Genomic DNA, 22,313 nt, shown 5'->3' on the forward strand with positions numbered 1-22,313 from the left:
GAGAAAAGCTGTGATCCATGTTGTTTTATACGAGCCCGAAATTCCTGCAAACACAGGCAATATCATTCGTTTATGTGCCAATACTGGAGCGCAGCTGCATTTGGTTAAGCCTCTCGGCTTTGAACTGGATGATAAAAAACTTAAACGTGCAGGTTTGGACTACCATGAGTGGGCGCGCATGCAAATTTGGGAAACATTCGATGAGTGTTTAGCGAATTTAGCTGAAAAAGGTGTCGATATAAACGCGATTTATCCTCTAACCACCAAAGGAACGGAAACGCCGCATACTTCGGATTTGAATCGCCCCGTGGCTTTACTCATGGGACCTGAGACACGTGGTCTGCCTGAACAGGTTCGTATGCTGTTTCCAAAAGAGCATTGGATTCGTTTGCCCATGGCTGAAAACTCGCGCAGTTTGAACTTATCCAATGCGACAGCCGTGATTGTGTATGAAGCATGGCGTCAGCAGGGTTTTAAGCCTTTAGCCTAATCAAATTGCTGTGATAGAGCCCGCTTAAGCGGGCTCTGTTTTTTCTAGCTTTTGATCGAATCCCGCTCTGGACTTTAAAACTTTAAGCATATTGGCTTCGACCCAATCTTTCATTTGATAGGCATTTTGAGCAAAGTCTTTGCCAATCTCGGTTAACGCATATTCCACGCGAATCACATTGTCTTCATGAATGGTTCGCGTCAAAAAACCATCGCGCTCTAAGATCTTTAATTTTTGTGACAGTACTTTAGGTGAAATACCTAAAACATTTTTTTTGAGCTCATTAAAGTGTTGTGACTCTTGATCCAGCGTATACACAATCAATAAAATCCACTTGTCTGCAAATTTTTCAAAAAAAAGACGAGCAGGGCAATCTGGATGAAAAATATTAAATTTCATTGGCTTATTCACTTTAAAAAGATCCTCAAACTGCCTTCTTTTGCTTTTCATGCCTTGTATTTGACCAGTTACCAAGTGGTAACTAATTGATACTAGGTTTCATAAGTGTATCATGAATACAGACTTAATGCAGCGCTGTCATCAGACTACGCTTTCGCAAGATACTGGCAATTGGATGGATCACATGATGAAAGTTTCAGAGGCTGTTGTTTTTATTACGGGTGCAAATCGTGGGTTGGGACTTGCCATCGCTCGGGAGGCCCGCCGTCAGGGCGCTAAAAAGATTTATGTGGGTATGCGCCAGATTGGGAGCTTTCAGGAAGAGGGGCTTATCCCGATTCAACTCGATTTAAATGTTGAAGCATCTATTCAACAGGCAGCAGAACAATGCGCAGATACCACGATTCTTGTGAATAATGCGGGCATTGCGCTTTTGAATGAACATCCTGTCGATGCCAGTATTATCACGACTACGCAAAAGATTTTGGAAACCAATTTGTTGGGCTTAATGCGAGTGACGCAAATTTTTGCTCCGATCTTGCAAAAGAATCAACAGGCTTATGTGGTCAACATTCTCTCGGATGTGTCATGGGAGCCAAGCACTGTTTTGACCAGTTATGCCATTTCTAAAGCGGCAGCATGGTCCTATACCAACTCAAGTCGTCAGTGGTTGTCTCAATTTAATATTCAGGTCATGGGGGTACATGTGGGTTTTATTGACACAGATCTGACTCGTTCATTACCCATTCCGAAGATTGCGCCAAAAACAGTGGCTCAAGAAATCTTTCAAGGCATCGAGCAAAATGCTTATGAGGTTTTAGTTGGAGAAAAGACTCAACAGCTTAAACAAGGTTTAAGTGCTGAAGTGGCAAGTTATGTGAAACTTAAGCCCGATCAGGCAAGTGTTTAAGATATTTCATACTGTTTATTTTTAATGGTTTACGCAGCGTCATGCTTGACGAAGCAATGCCAATCAATTGATTCAAAAGAGGAAACTAAAATGTCGAATATTTCAGTGGTTTTTTATTCAGGCTATGGACATACCAAAGTGATTGCACAAACTTTTGCGCAAGAAATTGGTGCAAATTTGGTGGAGATTGACCCAAATGGCGACATTTCAGAGCAAGATTGGCAGACATTGGATCAATCTGATGCAATTGTATTTGGTGCACCAACTTATATGGGTACTGCACCGTGGCAATTTAAAAAGTTTGCCGATGCATCTTCAAAAAAATGGTTTACTCGTGCATGGCAAGATAAAATTTTCGGTGGCTTTACCAATAGTGCAAGCTTAAATGGTGATAAGCAAGTGACCTTAATTCAACTACAAACACTTGCATCGCAGCATGGCGGTATTTGGGTAAGCTTGGGCTTATTGCCTGCCAATAGTAAAGCGGCAACCCGTCAAGATGTAAATAATTTGGGTGGTTCTGTAGGCTTGTTGGTGCAATCACCATCCGATGCAAGTACGGATGAAATCCCAACCGGGGATCTCGAAACCACAAAAGTCTATGCGCAACGTATTGCCAAAATAACCAAGCAATTTAAGGGCTAGTTTTTTAGCTCTAGTTTAGAAAAAGACGCACTTGGCGTCTTTTTCTTTTTTAATGAAAGATTAGAGCGGATCGTCAAATTCATTATGTTGTGGTGCAGGTTGCTTAAAGCCTTTGGTTTTATAACCTAAGTATAAAATACCAAACATTGCCCACCATAAACCGAATTTCAACGCGGTTTCTTCAATTTCTAGCCACATAGCAAAGATACTGAGGAATCCACACATTGGAATCACCACAAAGCTAAAGATATCTTTAATATTCTTTGTGCGGCCATCACGTAGTGCATATCGTGAAATCACCGATAAGTTTACAAAGGTAAATGCAGTTAACGCACCGAAGCTGATCATTGAAATGACGATGTCCAAGTCCATGAAGCCAGCTGTTAACGCCACAGCACCTACAATTAGGATGTTATAAGACGGTGTAAAGCTTTTCGGACTAATATGACCAAAAATCTTCTTGTTAATTACGCCATCACGACCCATCACATACATTAAACGTGAAACGCCTGCATGTGCCGAAATACCCGATGCCATAACAGTCACAATTGCGAAGTACAACACTACCGTTTTAAACGCAACGCCACCGACGGCTTGTAAAATGTCAGGCTGTGTTGCAGCAACATCTTCAAAGTAAGTCTTTGGATCGTTCGGGAAGTAAATCTGCATGAAGTAGGTGCTAATAATAAAGATCACACCGGCCAAAAGTGCCGTTAAGAAAATCGCTTTAGGTAGTGTTTTCTCGGTATCTTTTGTTTCTTCTGCAAGCGAGCTGAGCGAGTCAAAACCAGTGAATGAGAAGCACAGTAAAGTTGCACCTGTAATCAAGGCACCCAGTGAAGTAAGCTCATTCCAGAATGGCTCTAAACTCCATAACTGATATTTCGCATTGACCAAAGTACCATCTGCGTTGACGCCACCAGCAAGCAAGCTGTAAACCATCCACGTGAAATAAGCAATCACACCCAACTGTACAAAAACGATCAAACCATTAAAGTTTGCAACGAAGCGTGCACCACGTAAGTTGACCGCGGTCATAAATGCAGTTAAACCAACCACCCAGACCCAATGGTTTACATCAGGGAATAAGGCTTCAAGGTAAATCACGGCAAGAATGATGTTGACCATTGGAGACAATAAATAGTCTAACCATGATGACCAACCGACCATAAATCCGACATTCGGATGGATAGATTTTTGCGCATAGGTATAGGCGGAACCCGAGGAAGGGTAGCGACGAATCATGTGACCATAACTGATCGACGTGAATAAAATTGCAATTAAAGCAATGATATATGACGTTGGCACATGATAATGACTTTCTTCTGATACTAAACCGAAAGTATCAAATAATGTCATTGGTTGAATATAAGCTAAACCAATAATAATGATGTGCCAGAGACCTAGCGTTTTTTGCAGTTTAGCTGCCGATTGAGTCCCAGAAATATTAGTCAACGGCGTTATCCTCTTAATCGTTGATCAAGGATCAGTCATGTTTAATAAGGATCGTTTGAGACGAACGATCCCCCCTGTGTTTAATTTCAAAAGTGCGCCAATCTACATTAATTTGGCCGCTTTTGTCAGTAACTTTTTCAGATTTTTTTAGCAGTTTTTATGCCAATAGGTATAAGGAAAGCATTATTCCTTATGGCAAATAAAAGCCCGATGTTTAAAAAAGCATCAGGCTGAGATTGTCGCTATATTGGCTGATTTTTTATGAATTACCAAGCTTTTTCTAAAATTGCTTTTAAATCTTTTAAGCTGGCTTCTTTCGGGTTGTAAATGATTGAACCATCGTTGAGGGCCTTTTCTGCCACCTCATCGAGTTGTTCTAAGGTCACTTTTCCTGTTTCACTCAAGGTACGGGGTAACTTGGTTAGGGTAAATAAGCGATCACGCATGGTGAGTAATGTGTTGATGGCTTTGTCTGCACGTAAGTGGGCAGGGGTCTGCGCATAAATATCTGGTCCTGCAAGCGGTAACAGGAGCTCTGCAATCTTGTCACCATTCACTTCCTTGTTAAATTCAAGCACATAAGGCAAGAACAGGTTCATGCATAGTCCATGTGGCAAGTGTGCAACGGCACCTAAGGCATGTCCAAGTGAGTGTATAAGACCTACCATCGAGTTTGAAAATGCAATGCCAGCCATGGTCGAGGCTTGAGCTAACTCTAAGCGGCCGTTGGCATCGCTTGGATTATCCAGCACATTAAACAAGTGATTGCTGACTTTCTTAATTGCAGCCGTAGCATAGGCATCTGAAATCGGATTGTGTGCCATGCATGTATAGGCTTCGACGGCATGAGTCATGGCATCCATTGCGGTCATCGCGGTTAAGTGCGGTGGCAGGGTTTGGGTCATACGTGGATCGAGAATCGCAGCATGCGGCATTAAATAGTACGATGCGAAAGGCAGTTTGACATTTTTCTCTGGATCAGACACCACCGCAACCATGGTAACTTCAGAACCTGTACCCGATGTGGTTGGAATCACAAAAAAGGGTTTGAGTGGTTTAGGTAGGTTGTGTGCCCCAGAGTATTTCAGTAAGTCATCACCACCTTCAGATACCAAAATATTGGTGGCTTTCGAGGTATCAATCACCGATCCGCCACCGACAGCAATAATCGCATCGCACTGGTGTTCACGATATAAATTGGCGGCTTTACGCACCGTCTCTAAGCTTGAGTCGGGTGGAACATCATCAAAAATTGCACCAATCACTGCATCGGTAGACTCAAAAGCCGCTTCAATGGGTGCCAGTAAATTATTGGCACGTACACCTTTGTCGGTAATGATTAAAGGTCGGGTTGCCCCTAATGTTGCCAATTCAAACGGAATGTGTTCTAAAGCAGCATGACCAGCGATCACTTTTACAGGACAGAAAAATTCGTAATAAGGCTTCGCCATGTTATGCACTCCGTTTTAAATATGATTGGGCTACTTTGAGATAAATATTTGCAGCGCCTGTGAGTTTTTCTTTTAAGCCTAATTCAGTTGGGTATTCTTTGACTGCAAGTTCCGCGACCATTTTAGGTAAAATCAACGATTCCATTTTATTCAGACAGCGGACGAGGCGAATCGCATACGAAATATCGCCATCTGCAATCATACGGTCGTGTGCAAAAGCTTGTGCTGTACTTTCTTGAAATGAAAACACCAAAAAGGCATGGCTTAGATGTTTAAAAGTGATGGTTAAATCTGCCTTTAAACTTCCCGGAGTAAGTAATTCGAGTTGATGGTTTTCGGTCACTTTGGCTAAAAAAGCCGGACCGTTTGGAAAGACATTCATCGATAAGGTGAAATTGGCTGGAAATTTGGCAACTTCTTGCTGAATTTCACTATCGACTTGGCTGGCCATGACCAATCCTCGGCCAATCACATCCATCATAAGTTTGACATAGGTCAATTGCAGAGCGGGTTTCACTGAATTTACGTTAATCACTCGCTGTTGTCCTTTCTAAAAATAATTATTAGTTTAGAGTAAATACTCTAATTTATTTTTCCATGAAAAGCAAAGCCTTTATATATGCTGTACTTGAACTTCTTTAAAGTAACCGCTGTGCTGTAAAGTTTCAATAATATCGGCACATAAGTTTTCAAAGCGCGGGTAGTCTGGTCTGAGGTCTGAGATTCGCACCATTTCTAAGCCCGCATAGCCACATGGATTAATGGTGTGAAACCCAAATAAGTCACAGTCAATATTTAAGGATAAACCGTGATAACTGCGCCCTTTACGAATTTTAAAACCCAATGAGCCAATCTTGCGTCCATCGACATACACGCCAGGTGCATCAGGTTTGGCATTGGCTTCTATCTCATATTTCTTGAGTAACTCAATCATCAGATTTTCAGCATAAGTCACCAAGGTACGGACGTTCCAACCAAGTCGGTTGAGGTCAAACATAAAATAGGCCACCAACTGACCAGGACCATGCCAAGTGACTTGCCCCCCGCGATCCGTTTGTACCACGGGAATGTTGCTGCTCATGAGGATGTGTTCAGGTTTTCCAGCTTGACCTTGGGTGAGCACGTCATGATGTTGCAAAATCCAAAGTTCATCTGGTGTGTCTGCATCTCGTTGTTCAGTCAGTGCTTTCATTTCTACAAAGCGGTCAGCATATGAAGTTAAATTATCAAACTGGCGAATAATGAGTTGTGGTTTGAGAACGGCATCAGACACGGCACTTGCGTCCTTATAAAACAAAAAGTATGTCTGAAATTATAAAGAAAAGATCTAGAGCGTAGGGGGATTTCTTCAGTGAATAAGCTGAATTCAATAGATCAAAAATTTAGGCACAAAAAAACACGCTCGTAAGCGTGTCTCATTGATACATCATTTGAATTACAGCGCCGTTTTAATTAACGGACAAGCCGCAAGGTCTGCATACAGTTGATGAACTTGTTCTAATTCTTCAAAACGCAATTGAGCAGTTAAAGAATGGTATTTACCTGTGCGTGATGGCTGGACTTGGATCGATTCACCATCAAACTCAGGGAAGTGTTTGACTAAAATTTCAACCACTGCAACATGTAACTCAGTGCTGGCAAAGCCAATGAGTTTGATCGGGTAGTCCATAGGGAATACCCAAAGATGTTCTTGTAATTCACGTGATGGTGTACGGTCTAACATAGTCATGAGCGTCAGTCCCCCTTATTTCAAACGCCTGCGAAACTGCAGGCGTTAGGTGTTGCTCTTAAATACTTAATGGAGACTCGTGATTAAATTTCAAGTCTCCAACGTATCGGTATCAATTAGTCGTTTTCTAGGAATGAACGTAAGTGTTCAGAGCGAGAAGGGTGACGTAATTTACGCAGTGCTTTCGCTTCAATCTGACGAATACGTTCACGCGTCACGTCAAATTGTTTACCTACTTCTTCCAAAGTATGGTCCGTTGGCATGTCGATACCAAAACGCATTTTCAAGACTTTCGCTTCACGTTCAGTCAAGTTTTCAAGCACTTCACGAGTTGCTTCTTTTAGGCCTTCAGACGTTGCAGCATCGACAGGTGACGTGATGTTGCTGTCTTCAATGAAGTCACCCAAGTGCGAATCTTCATCATCGCCAATCGGTGTTTCCATCGAAATTGGTTCTTTGGCGATTTTCAGCACTTTACGCACTTTAACTTCATCCATTTCCAAACGTTCACCGAGTTCTTCAGGTGTTGGTTCACGGCCCATTTCTTGCAAAAGTTGGCGTGATACACGGTTGATCTTGTTAATGGTTTCGATCATGTGTACTGGAATACGAATGGTACGCGCTTGGTCGGCAATCGAACGAGTAATGGCCTGACGAATCCACCACGTTGCATAAGTCGAGAACTTATAACCACGGCGGTATTCAAACTTGTCTACCGCTTTCATCAAACCAATGTTACCTTCTTGGATCAAGTCCAAGAATTGTAAGCCACGGTTGGTGTATTTTTTCGCAATCGAAATGACCAAACGTAAGTTCGCTTCAACCATTTCTTTTTTCGCGCGGCGTGCTTTCGCTTCGCCTACAGCCATACGTTTTGAAATCTCTTTGATGCCTTTAACATCAAGGTCCAAATCTTTTTCAATGTCTGCAATTTTTTGTTGGAACGCTAAAACGTCAGGGCGTACTTTTTCAAGATAGCCTTTTTGGTCTGGCGAAGCTTTCGCAATTTGTTCATCTAACCAAGCAAAGTTTGACTCTTGACCTGGGAAAGAGGTGCGGAATTGAGTCCGATCCATACGACCACGACGTACTGCATAGCGCATTACTTCACGTTCAGAGGTACGGATTTGTTCATGTGTACCACGAATCATTTCTGAAATGATGTCAAATAAACGTGGTGTAAATTTGAACATCATAAACACAGTTGCAAGTGACTCTAAAGCATCTTCTGCTTCTTTGCTTGAACGACCATGTTTCTCGATGATGGTTCGGGTGTTTTTCCAAGCCGCAGTCAGTTCGTCAAAACGCGCTTTGGCAATTTCAGGATCTGGGCCAGATTCACCTTCAGAATCATCATCACTTTCAGACTCTTCTTCTTCCTCGTCATCATCCAATTTTACATCTTTGGTTGATTTGGTTGAAGAGTCTTCTTCTTCATCAATTTCAGACTCTTCTTCGAGGACTTCTGGAATCGCTTCATCGGTTTCAGGGTCTAAATAACCTGAAAGGATGTCCGCAAGGCGACGTTCGCCTGCTTCATAATCTTTGTATTCTTGTAATACCACTTCAACCGCATTTGGCCAGTAAGCAATCGAGTGAAGAACGTCACGAATCCCTTCTTCAATACGTTTTGCAATACTGATTTCGCCTTCGCGCGTTAACAGTTCAACAGTACCCATTTCACGCATATACATGCGGACAGGGTCAGTGGTACGACCAGGCTCATTTTCTACAGAGGCAAGAACAGCAGCGGCTTCTTCTTCAGCAACTTCATCGGCAGCTTCATTACCACCTTCAAACATTGCATCATCAGATTCAGGTGCACGTTCGTGCACAGGAATACCGACGTCTTGAAGCATTTGAATAATGTCTTCAATCTGTTCGCTTTCAGTGATCGAGTCTGGGAGATGATCGTTAACCTCAGCGTAAGTTAGGTAACCTTGCTCTTTGCCTCGGCTAATCAGAGCCGCTACTTGTGAAGTAGGGGAAGTCATATCGCTCATCTTTGCTTACTCTTCGTTGAATCTGTGGCAGTGGAAAACTGTGCATCTGGGCACAATTCGCTTCATAAACTTATTTGTAAATAACTGCGTATTCCATCAGGGATAGTCAGCCAAAAGCTGACTGATAAAATATTAAAAATATAAATTCAGTGATTTAGATGGGGGTGAATTTGTTGTTTTCAAGTTCATCCCGAGCGTACTCAAGTTCAAAACCCAAATTTGAAATCTGAAAGATTTGGATTTTATGTGACCATTTAAAGTCGTAAACTACAAAGACGCAGGGTGGATTATATCATGCCATAAAAATTGGTTAGAAATAAAGACTAAAAATCAAATTAATTGCTCTAAATGCAAATAAAACTTGACAAGGTTCTGGAACCCATATAAATAGCGGCTAAGACCCTTCACATTTTTTCACTATGAGGTAGTTTTAGTGTCTTCTACAGATTTTGAACTAGATGATAACTACGCTGATGATGATGTTAATTTTGATGAGTCATCAAGTAAAATTAGTGCGAAAGAATCATTAGAAAAACGTCGCCTGATTGATGACCTTCTTGCACAGCGCCGTTTGGAACGTGAGCTTAAAGATTTTGATTACGACATCGACGATGACGATGATTTTGACGACGAAGAAGACTAAAATCAGATGTAGCATCGTGTCTGAAAATGCTATGCTAATGCCCTAATCAGTTTCTGAATTTGGATTTGAAATGAGTGCTTTAGATTTAGACTTATTGAGTGAATATCTAGATGGTGACCAAAATGAGTATGGTCTAGATTTTGCAGCGACTCATGGTTTCTTGTGTGCAATTGCAGTTGGTCCTACTTTTGCAAAATGGTTGGATGAACTTTTTGATAATAATCAAAAGAAAGTGCCTGCCGAGATCATCGCACAAGTGAAAGCTTGGCTTGAGTCTATTCGTCAAAACCTTGCCAATGAAGAAGGGATTGAATTTCCTTTTGAAATTGAAGAGGCCGATGTTGAGTCAAGTCTAGGGGATTGGAGCGTTGGTTTTGTCGATGCAATGTTCCTCAATGAAGATGCATGGTTCACGCCTGAGTTTGAAGAGCAACTGGTCGATCTTACATTACCAATTATGGTATTTAGTGGGATTGATGAAGAAGATCCGCAAATGGAAACTTTCCGTCGTAACGGTCAGTTAATGGATGAGCTTGCAGAAGAAATTCCAGAGAATTTAAACGAACTTTATCTCATGTATCATACGCCAGCATAATTGTTCTTGCGTCGTGACATCAGCGACGCAGGCATTAGCAAGCAAATAAAAAAACGTCCCTAGAGGACGTTTTTTTATTTGCTCAAATTTTAGTGTTTAAACGCAGGCACCACTCATGCTTAGTTTGTGAGAAATAAGCAAAGTCCTAAAGTTGCGAGTACGGTACCGATGACACGGTTAATGCTCACTTGTTTGCGTAAAATTTTATTTCGGATCACTGGGGTCGAGCAGAATAGTGAAATGAGCAAAAACCACAGCAGATGACTGGCCGAGATAAACATGCCATAACCGATTAAATGCATCAGACCATGATTGCCTCGCAGTAACTGTGCAAAGATGCTCATCACAAATAGCGTAGTTTTGGGATTTAAGCTGTTGCCTAGAAAACCTTGTATAAATGCTTGCCGTGGGCGCAGCAAGGTATGAGTGGCATGGTCACTAATTTGCTGTTGGGTAAATGTTTTGTACCCGATATACATCAGGTACAGCGCGCCAATATACTGAATGATATGCAATAGGTGCGGAATGTAGTGCTTTAAGAAACTGAGCCCCAGTACGCTATAGCTAATATGGATCCATACAGCACAAGCAATACCATATGCGGTATAGATCCCTTGTTTACGCCCATACAGATAACTATTTCGGCTGACCAAAGCGAAGTCAGCACCAGGACTAATGACTGCAAGTAGGGTAATGATTGCAATCGCTATAATTTCATTCACTCATTGATCCTTGTTCGGATTGAAATAAAGGATTTATATATTTTTCATATATTTGCTATAGTGAAAATCGATTTTAATTCTTTCCTTTTAATGAGTTTTTGGAATGATTGAACGCTTATCACTGAATTCTCTTAAGTTTTTTTATTATGTCGCCCGCTATGACAGTGTCACCATCGCTGCTGAAAAACTCTTTGTCACTCAGGGTGCGGTCAGTAAGCAGTTAAAAAACTTAGAAGAGGCACTGGGGTATCGTTTATTTATTCGTGACGGCAAAAAGTTACAGCTGACGGGAGATGGTCTAACACTGTTTGATTGTTGTGAGCAGGTCTTTCCTCAGATTGACCAGTGCCTCGTGCAGATGACAAGAGAAAAGAAGAATGAGAAGAAGACCTTAATCTTATCCTGTGAACCGACCATCGCCATGAAATGGCTGATTCCGCGTTTAGTTCAATTTAAGCTACGTTATCCTGAGATTGATATCAGTTTGTTAACAGGTGGTGGAGAAGCGGATTTTAAAGCACAAAACATTGACTTGGCCTTAAGGCGTAATGATTTTGAGTGGGGCAAGGCCATTTATAGCGAAAAAATGGCTGATGAGCATATGGTTTGTGTATCGCATCATAATCATTTAGCCCCGATGTCACAGCTGTTTATTTCCAGTTCGCGACCTAAAATATGGACACAATTTAAGGATGCATATAAAACACAGTTTAAGCACTTTCAAAGAGTAGCGTTGGAACATTTCTATTTGTGCATAGAGGCCTCTTTAGCAGGGTTGGGTGCAACAGTAGTTTCAGCTTATATGGTTGAAAAAGAGCTCGATTTTCAAGTGTTAGACATGCTTAGCCCGATTGTGCAAGATGGCTCTGCTTATTATTTACTTTCCGCATCTCCTTTTGAGGATGATCCGCATAAAGTCATTTTTAAGGATTGGTTGATTGAAGAAATGAGAGCCAGCCAAACAAAGTTAATGGCACTTTCCGCTCAAAAGCACTAATCCCGTGCGGCATTTGATCGTTATCTATCGAGCATAAAAAAACACCTCAAACGAGGTGTTTTTTTATGGCAACTTTTTAAAACAATAGTCTGCGTACCAACCATAGGCAATATGAAAAATAGCGCCATGAATCGCGACCATACACAGCATAACGACAGCGGTGAGTCCAATGCCAGCATTATCGACGGATTTCATAATCGCTTCAGCATTGGGATTCATCAGCACTAAAAAAAGTACAAAGAAACTACCGATGGTAATTGCGACAGCACTGGAGCCCCAAACCAGTTGAATTTTTTCATGATTGTTTGGAACACGGTGTTCTTTTTTCACAAAGTGTCCGACACTAATCAGTGCACAAGCCACTAAGGTCGGAATTAAGGTTAAACCTCCAAGGTTTAAACCAAAGACCAGTACGGTGATTAACAGCACCAAAGCAATGCTATATACCGCCGCAAAATGCAGTAAATAGTGTTTCATGTATTTCCCCAAAATAAATAAATTAGCTGCGTGTTTTACGCAAATGCCTGCGATATAAAAACCAAAGGATAATCACAGCGACAATGGCAATAATGACATAACCGACTTTGCTAAAAATTTGATGCATCAGTGCTTGGTTTTCACCAAAGTAATAGCCGACTGTTGCTAAAAATGTTGTCCAGATAATTGTACCGAGTCCACTATAAAACATGAACTTCCAAAAGGGCATACGGCTCATCCCCGCAGGGATGCTAATCAGTGAACGCACTGCAGGAATCATACGACCAAAAAATACAATACGGTGACCAAACTGCTCAAACCAATCTAAGGATTTTTTCACATCGGCGGATTTGATAAACAGATATTTACCATAGCGGTCGACCCATCTGAAAATATGCTCTTGTTTAAATTGATAGCCGATCCAATACAGCACTGCTGCGGCAAAGAGTGAACCAATACATCCTGCAATAATGACTCCAACTAACACCAACTCACCTTGTGATGCGGCATAACCTGCAGAAGGCATGATAATTTCAGAAGGAATGGGCGGAAAAACATTATCAAGAAACATCAGTAAGGCTATTCCCCAATAACCCAATTGTTCCATGATGGAGATGATCCATGCAGTGAGGTTCATATAGACCATAAAAATAAATGCGATAAGTTATCTTAAGGACTTATCGCATGTGGGTAAAGAATTGAAATGTATTGTTTTCTATTCATCGAAACGGGTATGGGTCAGGGTGTGAATATAGACTTTACGTAAGCTATAGGCCAGCGCAATCGGGATTAAACTGAGCAACGTATAATTTAAAAGATTGGAGCTTAAATGGTAACCAATCCCGAGCGCGATACTTGAACCAATCAACATGCCCAAAACCACAATAAATAAATGCGTGCGCTGTTCAAGCTTGGCTTTGATTTGGTTGAAGCTGGTATTGTGATATTGCTCGATACGGTTTGCTGCGGCATTGCGAATCAGTGTGCGATGGCGTGGCATGATTATTTTATGCATGGCAATCATCCTATTTTCGTCGTTTAGGCATGTCATTTTTATTGTTATGTGGAGACCTTCAGGGCACCACTTTAGCTTATTATTTATACAGTATGACTCAGATTGAGTTCAATGTTGTGACAAAATTGTTAAATATTTTTAAAAAATGCGAACTGGATAAAAGAATAAACCCTCAAATGAGGGCTTATTCTTGACTTAAATGATCTGAATGATTTTAAAGGCGTTTACGTTTAGCCGCAGCAATCTGTGACTGGCGCATACGGAAGCCTTCTTTTTGTTTTTCTGTGGTGTTGTCGATACAGTATTTGCATGACACACCATGTTCATAGCTAGGTTCTTCTGCTTCAGCAGGAAGAAGTGGCCAACCACAAGCATGACACTTAATGTTAAGGCCTTCTTCAACACCATGAGTGACAGCAGTACGGCCATCAAAAACGAAACATTCGCCTTCCCACATGCTTTGTTCAGCAGGGGTTTCTTCTAAGTACTTTAAGATGCCGCCTTTTAAGTGATAAACCTCATTGAAACCTTCTTGAAGAAGAAGAGAGGTCGATTTTTCACAGCGGATACCACCTGTACAAAACATGGCAATTTTTTTATCTTTGTGCTGTTCGAGGTTTTGTTTAACGTATTCTGGAAATTCGCGGAAACTTTCTGTTTTTGGGTCAATGGCACCCTTAAATGTTCCGGCTTTGTATTCATAGTCATTACGAGTATCGATCAAAATGACGTCATCACGAGCAATCAGGTCATTCCATTCTTTCGGATCAAGGTAGTGACCGACTAAATCACGTGGCTTTACTTCAACGCCTAAAGTCACGATCTCTTTTTTAAGTTTGATCTTCATTTTACGAAACGGTTTGTCCGCACTGTCAGACTCTTTGTATTCCATTTCGTTAAAACCTTCATTCAGAAGGAATTGATGAATCATATCGATCGCGGCACGGTCGCCTGCAACCGTACCATTAATGCCTTCGCCCGCTACAATCAGAGTACCACACAGGTTGATGGTTTTTACCAAGTCTAAAAGACGTTGTTGAAGATCAGCAGGATCTTGAACTTCTTTGAATTGATAAAGTGCGGCAACAACCCAACCAGTCGTCGCTTGCTGTTCTACAGGTGCAAGCTGTTCTACAGTAGCGTTCATGGAGTACTCCAATGTATTTTGATAGATAATTTTAAGGCGCACATTTTACATGGAATTGAATCAAGATGCGAGATAAGTAAACATTTTAAATGGCTTCTCAAGTGGTAGGTGAGCGTGTATATTCAGTTGCCCAAGACAAAATCCGTTTTGTTTTGGTGCGTTTATTATCAGGAGTATGTTTTGAGTACAGATCATCGAATTGCCTCTTTGACCCCATGTGCAGGGCGTTGTTCAACGGTATTTGGTGATTCTGTGTGTCGTGGTTGTCGTCGTTTTAATCATGAAGTGATTCAGTGGAACACCTACACTTCGGAGCAGCATCGTTCAGTTTGGCAACGCTTAGATGCACAACTAGATCAAATTTTGGTGCCCATGTTGCCTTTTGCTGATGTGCAGCAGGTCGAAGCTTTTGTTTTATCTAAACGCGTTCGTTTACGTCCCGATGCATCCAAAGGGCGGAAGCTTTATCATGCGTTAAAAGTATGTGAAAAAAATAAGAACTTTACCGAAGAAAGTGGTTTAGGCATTCAAGCGCAGCAAGTGAAACCGATTTGGCAAGAGTTTGAGCGCCGTGTTCTTGCACTTGCTACAGCTAGTTATGATTTGGCATTTTTGCGTGCTGACGCAATTCGACAACATCTCATCCATATGGAAGAGGACGAATAAGTCCTCTTGGTTTGATATAGAAAAAGAACACTCCGCATACCTAAGCTATTTGCGAGAGTGACTGGGGAAAAGGGTTTTTTCGATGGTGAATGTATTTGAGCTGGTGTTGTACTGTACGGCTGTGGTGGTCATGATTGCAACACCCGGCCCAGTGATGTTGTTGGTTGCCAGTGCAGGTTTAAAAGGTGGGTATAAACAAGCCTTAAAAACCATTTTTGGGACGAATTTAGCCTCTTTGGTTCTTATTGTATTGTCTGTACTTATCTTAAAAGGCTTTTTAAACATTGCAGAGCATTGGCTAAATGCGATTAAGATTCTAGGCTGCATATATATTGCCTATCTTGGATTTCAAATTTTAAAAGAAGCCATTGCACAAGAAACAGAAACATCGCCTGTGCAACTAAAGGCGGTGCAGGGGGGCTTTAAGCAAGGTTTCTTGGTGGGTATTTCAAATCCGAAGGATATTATTTTCTTTGCCTCATTTTTCCCACAGTTCATTGGGGTAACCAATGATGTCGATGTCAGCCTTGTACTATTGACCATTCTCTGGATTATTCTAGACTTCAGCACGTTGTCTTTGGTTTATTTGGGTTTTAATAAACTATCGCAGTCCGCTTTGTACAATAAGTTATTAGGCGTTTGTGGGGCGATATTGGTCAGCATTGCGCTCTATGGTATTTATACTGTCTTTGTTTGATGTTGATGGTATTTAAAAAAGCCTCCAACATGGAGGCTTTTTGATCGGGAGCCTAAAAATTAAACCCCGTGTTTGATGCGATATTGCACCAATTCTTCAATGGTGATCACAGTCAACTGATGCGTTTGCGCATATGCCAACACTTGAATGCCAGAGGCCATAGTTCCATCGGCATTGGTCAGTTCACACAAGACACCTGCTGGCTTCAAGCCTGCTAAACGTGCTAAATCAATAGTACCTTCGGTATGACCACGACGGGTGAGTACACCGCCTTGGCGGGCACGAAGAGGGAATACATGACCAGGGCGGTTTAAGTCGCTGGCAACAGCCCCATCTTTAATTGCTGCTTTGACTGTGGTGGTACGATCTTGTGCAGACACACCTGTGGTCACGCCAGTTGCAGCTTCAATGGTCACCGTGAATGCAGTTTTAAACTGACTTGAGTTATCTGACACCATAGGCATAAGGTCTAAGTGATCGGCCAGTTCATCGGTCAGACATAAACAGACAATGCCAGAACCATCACGAATCATGCGTGCCATCGTTTCGACGGTGAGCGTTTCGGCAGCCACAATGAGGTCGGCTTCGTTTTCACGGTCAAAGTCATCCATCACCAAAACAGGTTTGCCTTGGCGGATATCTTCTAAAGCTTGTTGGATACGTTGTTCAGCTGGAGAAAGGGCTGAAAAGAAAATTTCGGGTTGAATCAAACTAGACATTGAAACGCTCGCGTAAAATTGAAGTACGATTGAACATTTCAGGACTTTGAAAAATTGGCGTAGCAATAAATCCTCACAGGTTTGCACCTGAGATTCTATTGGTCACGTCGTCTTCTTTCATCCGGACTATACCGTCGGCTTTGGAATTGAACCAAATCTGCGAGCCAAATAGATGATTTCTGCTTGGCTGGCTCGTGGGCTGATTCAGTTTTAAAGATTCAACTGAACTTACCACCGGTGGGGAATTACACCCCGCCCTGAAGCGATGTAACTCTATTATAGTGCTAAATATTTAGAAAAACAGGGGGCGTTTTAGAATGATCAGTTTTATACATAGAACAATTTTTGCTATAGCTTTGCTAAAGATCAACAATCTCTTTGCATGATTTCACTTAGTATGGGGATAAAGTTTCAAAAATGAATGCCCAAGAAAAAGTGCATAATTTGAATCGGCAGAGCTTTTATAGGCTGAATACCTTTAAATAATGAAGATAAAAATAAGAGTGAGGAATTGGGATTGATCAAAATTCAACAATATGATTACCCTTGGAGTGCTGAATCCTTCATAAAGCATCTTCAAGTTTTTGGTTTTACCCTCATCGCGGTCAGTATGTTGTATTTGGTTGCTGCTAATTGGTTTATGTTGCCACAGAATATTCAGCTGGCTATTCCTCAGTTGTTATTATTCCTCAGCGCAGTTTGCAGCTTGTGGCTGACAAAACATGATTTTCTAGTGCAATGTTTACATAATATCTGTGGGTTGATGATTGGTTTAAGTCTGGCTGTGATTGGTCAAATTTATCAAACGGGTGCTGACAGCTATTTATTATTTCTACTTTGGTCTGTGCTACTTTTACCGTGGTTATATCGTCCGAATATCGGTGTATTTTTTCTTTTATGTATTACCAGCCAATTGGCGCTGTTTCTGTTTTTTATCCAAACCTTTTGGGGGGATCAATATCCAGATCTCTTTTTAATCAGTATTCATGTATTTGCATTGATTCAATTCTATTTCTGCAATAAATATTATTCGAAACTTCGTTATTTATTCTTACTATGGTTTGCCATTCTCTCGATTTGGCATATGGCAATGTATCTCTATGCGGATAAAAGCATTCTTTATTTCATCGTGTCTTTTATCTTGTTGGGCATTTCACTGGCTTACTATTATCAAAATAAAGATCAGTTGTGTAATGCACTTTCAGCCGTTGGCTTAGGCATTAGCTTTACCTTGATCATTGTGAAGACGGTGACGGAGTGGTTTGGTCATAATGAAATTTTTGAATTATTTTTTATCGCACTGATTATTTTTGCGTGGTTTGCTTTCATCACATACATGTTGATTAAATTTATTCCACATAGTCGGTTCAATGCTATTCCACTTGCCGTGGGAGCTTGGATTGCGGGCATCGTCTTTGCTACGTTGATGCTGACCTTTTGGGGGAATTTCTCTTTGATTATGGGCATTGTCTTTGTAGCTTTGGCAGCTTACTTGTTGAAAGCTAAACAAAGTTTATTTTTAAGACAATTTGCTTATTGTCTCTGGGTTGCAGGACAAATTGCGGTCATCTTTCACACCGTTGATTTAATGAATCAAATTATTCCTATTCTATTTTTACAATTGGCGATGCTAGCACTCGCTTATTTTATGCGAACACATTGGTTCTTTGTCTTTGTTCAAATTTTGGGGTTATATGCAGCAGGTGTGGCATATATTTGGGATATTAATGCACATCTCAGTTGGCGCAATATTGTTGAAAATTTTGTTTATTTAGCACTTTGGAATTATGTTTTTTATCTGGGAATTCTGGCCATAAAATTCATACAGCCAACTGAATATCAACGCAGTGTATTGCTTGCGGCACTTGGGATTATTCTATTCTCCATGGGTTTTTATACTTTATTTGGGAAATACGAATTAACGAAAATTGAGCACATTCCGATATTGGCTTTTGGCTTACCGATTTTATGGTTTGTACTTTTTGTCTTTTTGCATATTCAAAAGCAGTTTCATTTATTTGCGCATTTTATTTTGACTGCTTTTGCGGTAGGACTGATTTTTTATGGTTATTTCGATATTTTTATTTGTTTGGCCATCATTTCATGGGCATTAAAAACACAAGATAAAGTAATCTATGGATTTGCGCTGGCAACTTTCGCTGTAATTTTAGGGTTTTTATATTATTCCCTTGACGTGACCTTTCTAATTAAAAGTTTAAGCATGTTCCTGTCTGGCCTGATGTTGCTCTTGCTGACATTGAGCTTGATGCTATTTAAGCAAAAAGAGGAGTTCGGCATATGAAGAAAATGATTCCTCTTGCTTTTGCATTACTCAGCATCGCGGTATTTTTAGGCTTAATTTTTAAAAATGAATGGCACTTAAACAATAGTCAAACCATGTATGTGCGTTTGCAACCTGTAGACCCGCGTTCGATTATTCAGGGGGATTATATGGCGCTGAATTATCAACTTTATTTTGCTCCTCAGCATTTGAGTCCAGAAAGTACCAGCCAAGCCAACAGCAATCAAGAAGATCAGATTTTTTCAGGTCATTATTTTGATCAAGTGATTAAGAACAAGTCTTCGGTGCTCACTTATGTTGAACTTGATTCACAGAGGCGCGTGATACATAGCTATTTTGAGTTGCCAAAAAATGTTCGTACAGCTCGACTGATTTTGCAAAATCCGAATAATCGCTATAACGGGCTTTATCCTGCGTCGAGAAGTTTTTTATTTGCAGAAGGTTTAGCTGATTGTTATCAGCAGGCAGAATATGCTGAGTTTAAAGTCGATGAGCAGGGCAATGCGATACTCACGGCATTGAAAGGTGATCAGTTACAAGATTTAGGCTGTGAGAGCAAACGAGATTGGTTGAGCGGGTTTCGTACTGCTCAGAATTGATCCAATTGCATTGTTCTGCTTATTAAAAAATCCGCACGCAGCGGATTTTTTAATTTATTGGGCTTAAGCCACTTGTACTGGAATGCAGTTTGCCATGTGGCTTACAGTGTTATCTGGATTTGCATAAACTAAACGTGGTTTATGTGCATTTGCTTCAGCTTCTGTGAAATCACCGAATGTAGCAATAATCATTAAATCGCCTACATCGGCCTGATGTGCTGCACCACCATTGACTGAAATGATGCCAGAACCTTCTTCACCACGAATTGCATAGGTACTGAAACGTTTACCATTAGTCACGTTCCACATGTGAATTTCTTCATATTCGCGGATACCGGCTAAATCTAATAAAAGACCATCGATTGCACATGAACCTTCATAATGAAGTTCAGCTTGAGTAACAACACAACGGTGGATTTTTGCTTTTAATAAACGAGATAGCATGGCTAGCGTCTCCTGAGTGGACCTAAGATCGTTATCTTATGGTTGAATCAATCTGAACTTGCTGGATAAGCAATCAGGCAAGCGCATTTTGCCTTTAAAATGACAGTATGGCAAGCAGCATGGTTCAACATTTTTTTGACTTATCAGTTTGGTTTGTAAGCATTGATTTGATTCATGGCAGGCTGAATCTCACCATTCACCAGCATTTTAGTGCGAGCCAATGCGTGATGGATTGCGTCATCCATTAAATTTTGTTCATTGCTTGGTGCTTTGCTTAAGACATGTCCTGAAACACGTTCTTTTGAACCGGGGTGACCAATACCAATGCGTAAGCGATGGAAATTTGGACCGATATGAGGAACTATGTCACGTAAACCATTATGACCACCATGACCACCACCAGTTTTTAGGCGAATGACACCAGGGTTCATATCCAGTTCATCGTGAGCAATCAGTATTGCTTCTGGAGCAATATTGTAGAATTTTGCGAAGGGAACAACACTTTTACCAACAAGGTTCATAAAAGTTGTGGGTAATAGCAGACGGACGTCTTGACCTTCGATATTACCACGCCCACTCATTCCATTGAATTTTGGGTCTTTTTTAAGCGTAATGCCATATTGTTCTGCAAGGCGTTCAACAAACCAAAAGCCTGCATTATGGCGGGTTTGGGCATACTCAGAACCTGGGTTGCCCAAACCAACAATCAGTGAAATATTTGACACTAATTACACCAATAACACTTATGCGCGAACGAAGTCAGCGTGCATAGGCGTGTTTTTAGCTGGGTGACGTTGTAACGCTTTGATTTTAACGCTTTCAACTTTGTCGCCAACTTTGATTTCAACAACTTCTTCGAAGAAAGCGTTGTTTTCTAAAGCTTTAACAAGCTCACGAAGTTCTAAAGTAACAGCTACAGGTTCAGCAGCACCACCGTAGATGATAGCTGGAACTTGAGCAGCGTGACGAAGGCGGCGGCTCGCACCTTTCCCTTGGTTAGCTGCTTCACGCGCTTGAGCGTTTAATACGAAGTTTGCCATGATAGACATCCTTAATTTAAGTTTTAAATAAACTAGATCTGCGACCGACCTAGTGAGACAAAGCCCTGCACTGGGCAGGGCTTTTAAAATTCAGCGCTATATTATAGATAAGAATCAAACATTGCGCTAATAGATTCTTCGTTGTTAATACGACGAATTGTTTCAGCAACCATACTTGCAACTGAAACTTGGCGAATCTTACCAAGAGCTTGAGCTTCTTCAGAAAGTGGAATGGTGTCTGTAACAACCAATTCATCAATCACAGAGTTTTTCAAGTTTTCGATAGCTTTACCTGATAAAACAGGGTGAGTTGCATAAGCAACCACTTTGCGCGCACCAAATGTTTTCAATGCATCAGCAGCTTTACATAACGTACCTGCAGTATCCACCATGTCATCTACGATGACGCAGTCACGGCCTTTAACATCACCAATCAAGTGCATGACTTGTGATTCGTTTGCCTTTTGACGACGTTTGTCGATGATAGCAAGGTCAATATCGCCCATTTGTTTAGCAACAGCACGTGCACGAACGACACCGCCAACGTCAGGAGAAACCACCATGAGGTTATCATGTGATTGTTGACGAAGGTCAGCTAAAAGCGCTGGTGTACCGTAGATGTTGTCTACAGGGATATCGAAGAAACCTTGGATTTGGTCAGCGTGAAGGTCGATCATTACCACACGGTCAATTCCTACAGTTGTCAGCATATCTGCGACAACTTTTGCAGTAATTGGAACACGTGATGAACGAGGACGACGGTCTTGACGCGCATAACCGAAATAAGGAATCACTGCGGTAATACGACCAGCACTTGCACGACGCAAAGCATCAGCCATAACGAGGATTTCCATCAGGTTATCATTCGTTGGGGCACAAGTAGGTTGTACGATAAATACGTCTTTACCACGAACATTTTCAGTAATTTCGACAGCAATTTCACCGTCAGAAAATTGACCAATAGATGCAGCACCTAAAGGGATGTGCAAGTGGCTTACGACTTTTTGGGCGAATTGTGGATGTGCAGATCCACTAAAAACGACAAGATTGGGCATGAAGCACCCTTGGCGGTTGGCAATTTAGGAATTAGATGGCAGGGGTAGCTGGATTCGAACCAACGGATGCCGATATCAAAAACCGGTGCCTTACCACTTGGCGATACCCCTAA

The 22,313-nt window shown here is 41.2% G+C and carries 27 protein-coding genes, 1 tRNA gene and 1 riboswitch; of the genes, 10 read left to right on the top strand and 18 right to left on the bottom strand.

Going from position 1 to position 22,313, the window contains the following annotated elements; all coding sequences use genetic code 11:
- Window positions 1–10: 10 nt before the first annotated feature.
- Window positions 11–490, top strand: coding sequence for a tRNA (cytidine(34)-2'-O)-methyltransferase (locus RR876_RS04090; RefSeq protein ID WP_010327328.1), 480 nt, complete (start codon window positions 11–13; stop codon window positions 488–490).
- Between the two features lie 24 nt (window positions 491–514).
- On the opposite strand, the gene RR876_RS04095 is transcribed toward RR876_RS04090, so the two are convergent.
- Complete coding sequence (locus RR876_RS04095) at window positions 515–901, bottom strand: helix-turn-helix domain-containing protein (RefSeq protein ID WP_004695464.1); 387 nt, start codon at window positions 899–901, stop codon at window positions 515–517.
- Window positions 902–1,016: 115 nt separating this feature from the next.
- Here RR876_RS04095 and RR876_RS04100 point away from each other — a divergent pair, with 115 nt between their 5' ends.
- Window positions 1,017–1,799 (top strand): SDR family NAD(P)-dependent oxidoreductase, encoded by a 783-nt coding sequence (locus RR876_RS04100; RefSeq protein WP_332476719.1) that lies wholly within the window; start codon window positions 1,017–1,019, stop codon window positions 1,797–1,799.
- A 90-nt stretch (window positions 1,800–1,889) separates the two neighbouring features.
- Entirely contained in the window at window positions 1,890–2,444 is a 555-nt protein-coding gene (locus RR876_RS04105) for a flavodoxin family protein (protein ID WP_332476632.1), read from the top strand.
- Window positions 2,445–2,504: 60 nt separating this feature from the next.
- Here the strand turns inward: RR876_RS04105 and RR876_RS04110 are convergent, their stop codons facing one another.
- From RR876_RS04110 to rpoD, 6 genes are all read right to left on the bottom strand, one after another.
- Window positions 2,505–3,899: an APC family permease gene (locus tag RR876_RS04110; RefSeq protein ID WP_005400375.1), complete on the bottom strand. Its 1,395-nt coding sequence runs from the start codon at window positions 3,897–3,899 to the stop codon at window positions 2,505–2,507.
- A 266-nt stretch (window positions 3,900–4,165) separates the two neighbouring features.
- Window positions 4,166–5,350: an iron-containing alcohol dehydrogenase gene (locus RR876_RS04115; protein WP_332481827.1), complete on the bottom strand. Its 1,185-nt coding sequence runs from the start codon at window positions 5,348–5,350 to the stop codon at window positions 4,166–4,168.
- Between the two features lies 1 nt (window position 5,351).
- Window positions 5,352–5,885, bottom strand: a complete 534-nt coding sequence (locus tag RR876_RS04120; protein ID WP_004982822.1) for a hypothetical protein — start codon at window positions 5,883–5,885, stop codon at window positions 5,352–5,354.
- A gap of 78 nt (window positions 5,886–5,963) precedes the next feature.
- Window positions 5,964–6,623, bottom strand: coding sequence for a lipoyl(octanoyl) transferase LipB (gene lipB, locus RR876_RS04125; protein WP_332476630.1), 660 nt, complete (start codon window positions 6,621–6,623; stop codon window positions 5,964–5,966).
- Window positions 6,624–6,785: 162 nt separating this feature from the next.
- Entirely contained in the window at window positions 6,786–7,073 is a 288-nt protein-coding gene (locus tag RR876_RS04130; RefSeq protein WP_010327321.1) for a DUF493 domain-containing protein, read from the bottom strand.
- Window positions 7,074–7,195: 122 nt separating this feature from the next.
- The gene (gene rpoD, locus RR876_RS04135; protein ID WP_183173044.1) at window positions 7,196–9,082 is read right to left on the bottom strand and encodes an RNA polymerase sigma factor RpoD; all 1,887 of its coding nucleotides are present in this window, start codon (window positions 9,080–9,082) and stop codon (window positions 7,196–7,198) included.
- Window positions 9,083–9,515: 433 nt separating this feature from the next.
- On the opposite strand from rpoD, the gene RR876_RS04140 reads away from it, so the two are divergent.
- Both RR876_RS04140 and RR876_RS04145 read left to right on the top strand, forming a co-directional pair.
- On the top strand, window positions 9,516–9,725 hold the full coding sequence (locus RR876_RS04140; protein WP_004982817.1) for a hypothetical protein: 210 nt from the start codon (window positions 9,516–9,518) through the stop codon (window positions 9,723–9,725).
- 70 nt (window positions 9,726–9,795) lie between these two features.
- Window positions 9,796–10,320, top strand: a complete 525-nt coding sequence (locus RR876_RS04145) for a YecA family protein (protein WP_004695482.1) — start codon at window positions 9,796–9,798, stop codon at window positions 10,318–10,320.
- A 119-nt stretch (window positions 10,321–10,439) separates the two neighbouring features.
- Here RR876_RS04145 and RR876_RS04150 read toward each other — a convergent pair whose 3' ends face one another.
- Entirely contained in the window at window positions 10,440–11,042 is a 603-nt protein-coding gene (locus tag RR876_RS04150; protein WP_332476628.1) for a LysE family transporter, read from the bottom strand.
- 103 nt (window positions 11,043–11,145) lie between these two features.
- Here RR876_RS04150 and RR876_RS04155 point away from each other — a divergent pair, with 103 nt between their 5' ends.
- Window positions 11,146–12,039, top strand: a complete 894-nt coding sequence (locus RR876_RS04155; protein WP_332476627.1) for a LysR family transcriptional regulator — start codon at window positions 11,146–11,148, stop codon at window positions 12,037–12,039.
- A gap of 63 nt (window positions 12,040–12,102) precedes the next feature.
- On the opposite strand, the gene RR876_RS04160 is transcribed toward RR876_RS04155, so the two are convergent.
- From RR876_RS04160 to RR876_RS04175, 4 genes are all read right to left on the bottom strand, one after another.
- Window positions 12,103–12,516 carry an ABZJ_00895 family protein gene (locus RR876_RS04160; RefSeq protein ID WP_332476626.1) on the bottom strand — a complete coding sequence of 138 codons (414 nt, stop codon included), beginning with the start codon at window positions 12,514–12,516 and terminating at the stop codon, window positions 12,103–12,105.
- Window positions 12,517–12,538: 22 nt separating this feature from the next.
- On the bottom strand, window positions 12,539–13,153 hold the full coding sequence (locus RR876_RS04165; protein ID WP_332481833.1) for a DedA family protein: 615 nt from the start codon (window positions 13,151–13,153) through the stop codon (window positions 12,539–12,541).
- A 78-nt stretch (window positions 13,154–13,231) separates the two neighbouring features.
- The gene (locus RR876_RS04170; protein WP_039890017.1) at window positions 13,232–13,531 is read right to left on the bottom strand and encodes a hypothetical protein; all 300 of its coding nucleotides are present in this window, start codon (window positions 13,529–13,531) and stop codon (window positions 13,232–13,234) included.
- Between the two features lie 214 nt (window positions 13,532–13,745).
- Window positions 13,746–14,678, bottom strand: coding sequence for a rhodanese-related sulfurtransferase (locus RR876_RS04175; RefSeq protein WP_039890019.1), 933 nt, complete (start codon window positions 14,676–14,678; stop codon window positions 13,746–13,748).
- Window positions 14,679–14,858: 180 nt separating this feature from the next.
- Here RR876_RS04175 and RR876_RS04180 point away from each other — a divergent pair, with 180 nt between their 5' ends.
- Together RR876_RS04180 and RR876_RS04185 are read left to right on the top strand one after the other, a co-directional pair.
- Window positions 14,859–15,344 carry a DUF1289 domain-containing protein gene (locus RR876_RS04180; protein ID WP_332476625.1) on the top strand — a complete coding sequence of 162 codons (486 nt, stop codon included), beginning with the start codon at window positions 14,859–14,861 and terminating at the stop codon, window positions 15,342–15,344.
- An 85-nt stretch (window positions 15,345–15,429) separates the two neighbouring features.
- The gene (locus RR876_RS04185) at window positions 15,430–16,041 is read left to right on the top strand and encodes a LysE family translocator (RefSeq protein ID WP_332476717.1); all 612 of its coding nucleotides are present in this window, start codon (window positions 15,430–15,432) and stop codon (window positions 16,039–16,041) included.
- Window positions 16,042–16,100: 59 nt separating this feature from the next.
- On the opposite strand, the gene ribB is transcribed toward RR876_RS04185, so the two are convergent.
- Window positions 16,101–16,760, bottom strand: a complete 660-nt coding sequence (gene ribB / locus RR876_RS04190; protein ID WP_234963552.1) for a 3,4-dihydroxy-2-butanone-4-phosphate synthase — start codon at window positions 16,758–16,760, stop codon at window positions 16,101–16,103.
- 105 nt (window positions 16,761–16,865) lie between these two features.
- Window positions 16,866–17,028: riboswitch (FMN riboswitch) on the bottom strand.
- A 249-nt stretch (window positions 17,029–17,277) separates the two neighbouring features.
- Between ribB and RR876_RS04195 the strand changes: the two genes are divergently transcribed.
- Window positions 17,278–19,062 carry a DUF2157 domain-containing protein gene (locus RR876_RS04195; RefSeq protein ID WP_332476624.1) on the top strand — a complete coding sequence of 595 codons (1,785 nt, stop codon included), beginning with the start codon at window positions 17,278–17,280 and terminating at the stop codon, window positions 19,060–19,062.
- Window positions 19,059–19,661: a GDYXXLXY domain-containing protein gene (locus RR876_RS04200; protein WP_332476623.1), complete on the top strand. Its 603-nt coding sequence runs from the start codon at window positions 19,059–19,061 to the stop codon at window positions 19,659–19,661. Before RR876_RS04195 ends, RR876_RS04200 begins: the two co-directional genes overlap by 4 nt.
- Window positions 19,662–19,724: 63 nt before the next feature.
- On the opposite strand, the gene panD is transcribed toward RR876_RS04200, so the two are convergent.
- The 5 genes from panD to RR876_RS04225 form a co-directional block, all read right to left on the bottom strand.
- A complete protein-coding gene (gene panD / locus RR876_RS04205) occupies window positions 19,725–20,105 on the bottom strand; it encodes an aspartate 1-decarboxylase (protein WP_004695506.1) in 381 nt (126 codons plus the stop codon).
- Between the two features lie 143 nt (window positions 20,106–20,248).
- The gene (gene pth / locus RR876_RS04210) at window positions 20,249–20,830 is read right to left on the bottom strand and encodes an aminoacyl-tRNA hydrolase (RefSeq protein WP_004695508.1); all 582 of its coding nucleotides are present in this window, start codon (window positions 20,828–20,830) and stop codon (window positions 20,249–20,251) included.
- Window positions 20,831–20,848: 18 nt separating this feature from the next.
- Window positions 20,849–21,145 (bottom strand): 50S ribosomal protein L25, encoded by a 297-nt coding sequence (gene rplY, locus RR876_RS04215; RefSeq protein ID WP_004695511.1) that lies wholly within the window; start codon window positions 21,143–21,145, stop codon window positions 20,849–20,851.
- Window positions 21,146–21,246: 101 nt separating this feature from the next.
- Entirely contained in the window at window positions 21,247–22,200 is a 954-nt protein-coding gene (locus RR876_RS04220; RefSeq protein ID WP_004695513.1) for a ribose-phosphate pyrophosphokinase, read from the bottom strand.
- Between the two features lie 36 nt (window positions 22,201–22,236).
- Window positions 22,237–22,311: transfer RNA gene (locus RR876_RS04225), tRNA-Gln, on the bottom strand.
- Window positions 22,312–22,313 lie beyond the last annotated feature (2 nt).

Source organism: Acinetobacter sp., from assembly GCF_036666595.1.
In the GTDB taxonomy this organism is placed as follows: domain Bacteria; phylum Pseudomonadota; class Gammaproteobacteria; order Pseudomonadales; family Moraxellaceae; genus Acinetobacter.